Origin of the sequence: Paenibacillus silagei (assembly GCF_017874735.1) — a bacterium.
GTDB lineage: Bacteria > Bacillota > Bacilli > Paenibacillales > Paenibacillaceae > Paenibacillus_AQ > Paenibacillus_AQ silagei.
Map to the genome: position 1 here is coordinate 146356 of NZ_JAGGLV010000018.1, position 6791 is coordinate 153146.

General features: G+C 52.6%; 5 protein-coding genes. 2 read left to right on the top strand and 3 right to left on the bottom strand.

Features of this window, described 5'->3' with window-relative positions; genetic code table 11:
* Positions 1–80: 80 nt before the first annotated feature.
* On the bottom strand, positions 81–689 hold the full coding sequence (locus J2Z70_RS23535) for a hypothetical protein (RefSeq protein ID WP_209877219.1): 609 nt from the start codon (positions 687–689) through the stop codon (positions 81–83).
* A 269-nt stretch (positions 690–958) separates the two neighbouring features.
* On the opposite strand from J2Z70_RS23535, the gene J2Z70_RS23540 reads away from it, so the two are divergent.
* Both J2Z70_RS23540 and J2Z70_RS23545 read left to right on the top strand, forming a co-directional pair.
* Entirely contained in the window at positions 959–2854 is a 1896-nt protein-coding gene (locus tag J2Z70_RS23540; RefSeq protein WP_209877221.1) for a sensor histidine kinase, read from the top strand.
* Between the two features lie 181 nt (positions 2855–3035).
* The gene (locus tag J2Z70_RS23545) at positions 3036–4880 is read left to right on the top strand and encodes an ATP-binding protein (RefSeq protein WP_342593049.1); all 1845 of its coding nucleotides are present in this window, start codon (positions 3036–3038) and stop codon (positions 4878–4880) included.
* Positions 4881–4903: 23 nt separating this feature from the next.
* Here the strand turns inward: J2Z70_RS23545 and J2Z70_RS23550 are convergent, their stop codons facing one another.
* On the bottom strand, positions 4904–5152 hold the full coding sequence (locus tag J2Z70_RS23550) for an NHLP leader peptide family RiPP precursor (RefSeq protein WP_372238068.1): 249 nt from the start codon (positions 5150–5152) through the stop codon (positions 4904–4906).
* A gap of 74 nt (positions 5153–5226) precedes the next feature.
* Entirely contained in the window at positions 5227–6168 is a 942-nt protein-coding gene (locus J2Z70_RS23555; RefSeq protein ID WP_209877226.1) for a hypothetical protein, read from the bottom strand.
* Positions 6169–6791: the final 623 nt, after the last annotated feature.

The window sequence follows — 6791 nt, forward strand, 5'->3', positions numbered from 1 at the left end:
TATCGTATGCCGATTGTCTCCAAAAGTCAATATGAACCTGGACCTTGGGTGAACGCCCCGGCAGGACCGCTTAGCCGTGTCTACTCGTCACCGTTCGAGCCGTTCAGCACATCGGTTCCGGGCATGGCATCAGGGTCGGGGGAGACCGGGTCAATGCTGCTTCCGGGAACCAGCTCATCCGCATCCGGGACATCCTCCAGCGGAGCGGCTTCTTCCGCTTCTTCGGTCACTTCTTCCTCCGTATCCGCATAATCAATGACGCTGCCGGTTAATCCGGCTGCACCGGCCGTGTATATAGCATCCGACTCCAGCAGCTCATCCCGCTGCGGACCGGGGGTGGCGGAAGAGGGAGCGGGGCGGTCTGCGCGCGGTCCAAGCCCGGCGTCCGGCACATTCAGGCCGATATCGGCTGCCAGAATAGGATCGCTCTCCAGCGCCGGATCCGAGCCGTCATCCACTACACCGTCGAAATCGATCGGTGTGAAGTGAGCAGGGTCATGACTGGCCAGTGCAGATTCCAGCGGGCGGTTCCCGGCGCCTGCAGTTTCCTCACTGGGGCTTGGCTCAGTAATCGTGCCAAGCGGACGCAATTCTTCCAGCGGGATATCCTGCTCCGGGGAGACACCGCCCATTTTGGTATAGCGCTCATATGCAAAGTCGGCTTCCGTCTTATTGAATTCGTTACCCATCGTGAATCAGCTCCCTTTTCCCTTGTTGTAAGTCTTCTTCATCTTATAGTACAACTATACCCGTTTAAGCGGCGGCGAATCTGCCCGGCATCCAGGCTGCCCATCTGATTAATATATTCATTTCTCCGGCAGAATAACCGGAATAGATGAATTAACCGAGCCGTTTCGAGGTTATTTGCAGTCTGATGGCAGGTATTGTGCAAACGTTGTCGAAAATAAGAATCATATGGACTATATAAATACAACTAAGGATTCACTGAGGTGCCACAATGAAGTTAGCATCAACCAAAACAGCCGCAGTCTTTATTATGCTGCTGCTTGTAAAAACCATAATTCCAGCGGGGATCGCCATAGAATGGGATGCACATACCGAAGCGGAAATTCCGGCCTGGGAGCTGAAGTGGGAAACGGCCGGGAATAGCGGCATAGAAGCTGTAATGGCAGGGCCAGCCGCCGGATGGACATGGGTGCGGGCCAGGGAGGCCAGGCCCCTTTCGCCAGCAGGTACCGCTTCCGCCTGGATGCGGATTACCTTGCCTCCTGCGGGAGCAACTCCCGCTATTCTGATCGATAGAGTATTTGGCGACAACCTGAAAGCATATATAGACAACCGGCTAATCTACGATTCCAGCGGGGATGTGGAATATAGCGGCAACAAGGTGCTGATTCCATTACCGGCACAAGACAGTGCAAAGCCGCTCTATCTGTGGAATGCGGGCAGTGGGGAGTTTGGAATCGAGGGGCACATAAGGGTTGGCAGCTATAATCAGCTGCTGTCCTTTTATGTGAAGCAGGATCTGGTGGACGTTGTGCTCGGAGCCGCCATGATCTTCATGGCCGGAGCGTTATTGATCTGCCTGCTGTTCCTTAAGCCCGAATTTTTCTACAGCGGTTTTTTTCTAGCCCTTGTCATCCTGTCCTTTGGAGTGTTGCTGCTGACGTACTCCCCGTTTCTGACGCTGATTCTAAGCCGGGGGGATCGTCTGAGGCAGATCAGCTTCGATTTGGCCCTGTTCACCATTATGCCGGCGTTCACGCTTTATTTTGAGCAGCTATTCGGACCGGGCAAGCGGGGCTTCACTACCCGGGTGCGTAAATTTCAGCTCGCCTATTCCCTGTTCTGTACCGCAGCGCTTATTCTGAATGCCGCAGTATCCTTCCGGCTGGATGCGCTGTATTCTATTCTGACTATTAACGCAACCGGTGTACTAATGATGGCCCAGCTTATCTACCTGCTGTATCTGGCGCTTTCTTATGCCCGCAAAGGCAATTCAGATGCCATCCTGTTCACGGGCGGCTTCTCTGTATTTGCCGTGGTCTCGGTGGCGGAGCTGCTGCGTTACTTCATTTCAATGGAGAGGTATCATCTGTACTGGTGGAAATGGGGCATGGTGGTATTCATTCTTTCCCTGATTGCTATTCTGGGGAAACGGTTTGCGGGAAGCCATGAGAAGGCGCTGGAATACGCCAGGGAGCTGGAGAAGTTCAATAATGAGCTGCAGCGTTCGGAGAAAATGGAGATTATCAGTGAGCTGGCCGCCTCGGTAGCCCATGAGGTGCGTAATCCGCTCCAGGTCACACGCGGGTTCCTGCAGATTCTGGGGGAGCGCTCCGGCAACAAGGAGAAGGAATATCTGAAGATGGCTGTGGGAGAGCTGGACCGGGCCTCGGTAATCATTACTGATTTCCTTACCTTTGCCAAGCCGGGCTTGGATATCGTGGATGTATTCGAAGTCTCGGGGGAGCTGAAGCATGTGTCGGGAATCCTGCTGCCGCTGGCTAATCTGCAGGGCGGTTCGATAGAGCTGCGTCTGCAGCAGGAGCTTCAAGTGACGGGCAGCCCGGCCAAATTCAAACAGGCGTTCATTAATCTGATCAAGAACAGCATTGAATCACTGCAGGAGGAGGGGGAGATTGTCGTAACAGCCTGGAGGACAGGCAACTGGGTAATCATCAGCGTGAAGGATAACGGCGAGGGAATGAAGGTTAGCGAACTGGCCCGTCTGGGCGAGCCGTATTACTCCAATAAGACCAAGGGGACGGGGCTCGGCCTCATGGTCACCTTCCGTATTATTGAAGCGATGAACGGCACGATTGAGTTCCACAGCCGCAAGGGCGAAGGAACCGAGGTGCTTATTAAATTGCCGGCCTCCAGCATGAATTAGAAATTTTTTTTGTTTATTCCGTTTTTTTGAAGGGATGGGCAGAGCATGGGGCGAAATATTAACACTACAGAACTTTGCTTCTAAAACTTTCCTCTGAGGTGCTTGCATGTCTTTGATGGTCAAAAGTTTACATACAGCGTTAGTATTGTTTCTGCTTTGCCTAGCCTGCGGAAGCCTCCTGGTGTCCGCGCAGAGTGCTTCCCCCGCCAGTGAGATCAGACATTGGCAGATGAAGTGGCAGGAGGGGCCGGATGATGGCGGACTCCAGGCTCCTGTAAAGGATGACCAGGGGTGGATTGACGTGGAGGCGAAGGCGGAGATGCCGCGCAAGCCTACCGGGGTAACCTCCGCCTGGACCAAGATTACTTTGCCCTCCTATCATTACGTGTCCCCCTCCGTCTATATTCAGACGATTTATGCGCTGCATGTGAAGGTGTATGTGGAGGACCGGCTGGTTTTTGAAGGAGACCGCGGCTTCATTATGGATAATTATTCCTTGCTTGTGCCTCTGGACATGCGTGATAACGGAAAGACGCTCTATATCTGGACGCAGACGCTCCAGGACCGGATCGGAATCAAAGAGCAGGTGATGCTCGGTGAGCACAGTCTTCTAATTAAGGACTATATCAAAAACGGACTCATAGATGTGATTCTGGGCGGCGCTTTTATCTTCGTGGCGGCGGTGCTGTTTGTATGCGCATTTTTCCTGAACAAGGAGTATTTCCCCGTGGCAGCTTCGCTGTCCATTGTCATTGCCTCTACTGGTGTGCTCTCTGTAACCTACTCTCCCTTCACATATACCTTCTACAGCTATTTGGGCGGGCTCAGTGTATTTTTGTTCGATGTGGCGCTGTTGTCCCTGTTACCCGCACTGACCTTCCTGTTCGAGAAAATATTCGGCGCGGGCAAATACGGCATCATCCGCAGGTTCCGCAAATTCCAGATGGTCTATTCCTTATTCTGCTGTGTCCTCCTCATTATAAATGCACTCTCCGGGGGCCGGTATCTGAAATTCTATTACTTCATCTCCACCAATATTGTCGGCATTATTATGATTCTTCAATTCATTCTGCTGATCGGTTGCGTCATCGTGTTCTCCCTGAAGCGCAATAAGGATGCGATCATCTTCGCCTGCGGCTTCGGTACGGCTGCCCTTACCGGGGTGTTGGAGCTGATGTGGTATTATTTCAAACGCGGAAATTATGATCTCTTCTACTGGAAGTGGGCGCTGGTTGTGTTCATTCTCTCGCTGATTGTAATTCTGGGACGGCGGCTGGCGCAGAACCACAGCCAAGTGGTGAAATATTCGCAGGAGCTGGAGCTGTTCAACAACGAACTGCAGCGTTCAGAGAAAATGGAGATTATCAGCGAATTGGCAGCATCGGTAGCCCATGAGGTGCGTAACCCGCTCCAGGTGACCCGGGGGTTTCTCCAGCTGCTCAGCGAGAAGTCGAGCGGGGACGAGCAGAAATACCTGTCCATGGCGCTCAGTGAGCTGGACCGGGCGGCGAGTATTATCACCGATTTTCTGACCTTTGCCAAGCCGGAATTTGAACAGGTCTCCCTGCTCTATGTGAATGAAGAGTTCATGCATATCCAGAGCATCCTGCTGCCTTTATGCCATTTGAACGGGGGCAAAATGATTCTGGAGGTGGAAGACGGCCTGCGGGTCAAAGGGAATTCCTCGAAGTTCAAGCAAGCGATGATTAATATCATCAAGAACAGCATTGAATCCCTGGGGGAGGAAGGCACGATTCATCTGCTGGCGTACAGCCGGGGGGATAAGGTGCATATTCATATTAAGGATAACGGGGCAGGTATGGAACCGGCCGTGCTTAGCCGTCTGGGCGAGCCGTATTTCTCCTCCAACAAGACGAAGGGCACGGGGCTCGGGCTGATGGTTACCTTCCGTATTATTGAAGCGATGGAGGGCGAAATTCGTTTTATGAGCAAAAAAGGAGCCGGAACCGAGTCCATCACCATTCTGCCGCGTGCAGAAGGGCCGGACGATTCCAACTCCCGATAAGATAATAGGTTGACTTGAATATGCTACCAGGTTCCCATTGGGGTGATACGTGTCTTCATTACATCGGAAGAAGGGCTTGGGGGAATGACCAGGTAGAATTCATTAGAGCCTTCCTCTACGGTCTTCAGTGTAATGTTGTCAGGAAGGTTGATGCCCAGCGCTTCCTGGAGCGCTGCCTTCGGATCTGCAAGCAGTCTTTGTTTGAAAGCCGGATCTTCCCACGCCTTCTGAATCACCTGATTCTTAAGAACTCCTACTGACAATACAATCACCCTTTCAAAATGGTTATAATTGCCTTTTTAGTATAGCATAGGCCATTATATAATTCTATTGCTATTTGCATAAATTATGAGAGATTCGAGTGCGAAGACAGCCAGTAATCCAGCCCCCCGCCCAGCAGCAATTGCTTCTGCGCTTCAATGGCTGCGGCGATTTGCTGCAGGTTCTGCACGAGCACGAGATGGAAGGACACCAGCAAGGGCAGCTGTAAGCTGGCCTCCTCCAGGATGAGTTGGTTGGCTTGGGCAGTTGCAGCATATCCGGTAAGTCCGCCTGCTACATAGATGAAGTCCTTCACTGTTGATTCGGTCAGTGGTTCTCCTGCGGCCATCCCGGTACTGGAGCGTACCAGTGACAACAGGCAGTTATAGCTGCTGTCCTCCAGATCCTGCTCCCAATCTTCGTAGTCGTCGAGCAGCTGCAGGGTCAACAGCACAGTGTGGATCATCGCTTCGGCCTCGGGAATGGAGGAGGACTGGCCGGAGAGCAGCAGTGCGGCCGTGCTGCTGAGCTTAAGCGGGCTGGCCTTATGGGAGATACGGATGCGGTCATTCAGGAAGTAATCGCTGCCGGCTTCACCGCTCACGCTGTCTGCCCACTCGCTGATGTAACGGCTGAAGCAGGGCCAGAAGGGAGAGTCCGCCGGGAACAGCGGAAGGTAGGTAGCCAGAAACTCGACATAGAGCAGATTGGCAAGTGGTAGCGCTTCCGCTGCCGAGGCCTCCGGGCTGTCCATCAGATCATCCTGGAGGAAGAAGTAGAGCATGAGGAAGACGTTACCTGCGGACATCCTGCGGGCCAGTTCAGGACTCAGGCCACAAGGGTCCTGGAGCCAGAAGGGCAGCAGGTAACAGATGTAATTCTTGTGGCTGTCCGGGTGGAACACGTTGAACTGATTGAGATACGACAGGCCGCGGGCATTAAGCGGCTCTGGAAACGCAGAGATCACCCTGCGGTTCTCCTCAAAGACCACACGGAGCTCGTCCTCATAAGCATGAAGCCAATCCATAGGCATATCTCCTGTCAATTATGTATTTTATTTAAAATATTAGGTAAAAAGTGGTTATATGATCACATTATAATCCTGCGAATGACCTATTTCAATCCAAATTTTGTTGCTGTGCGGCGCAGGATCGCCGGGAGGAGCAGGAGTGTACCTGATTTCACCGGTTGAAGGCTAATGTATGCGTATTAAACCGACCACAATGGGACCGGGGGCGGCGCGTAGGCCAAATGTAATCGAAAAACCGACCACATTGGGCGTGACGGAGTCGCGTGGAGCAAATGTAATCGAAAAACCGACCACAATGGGACCCGGGGGCAGCACGTAGGCCAAATGTAATCGAAAAACCGACCATAATGGGACCGGGGGCAGCGCGTAGGCCAAATGTAATCGAAAAACCGACCATAATGGGACCGGGGGCAGCGCGTAGGCCAAATGTAATCGAAAAACCGACCATAATGGAACCGGGGGCAGCACGTAGGCCAAATGTAATCGAAAAACCGACCACAATGGAACCGGGGGCAGCACGTAAGCCAAATGTAATCGAAAAACAGGCATGACAAGACAGAGGCCTTGTCACCCCCAGGAATGAAAATAAGTGGGTGGCATCCGTCGCATCCATTCTAAAT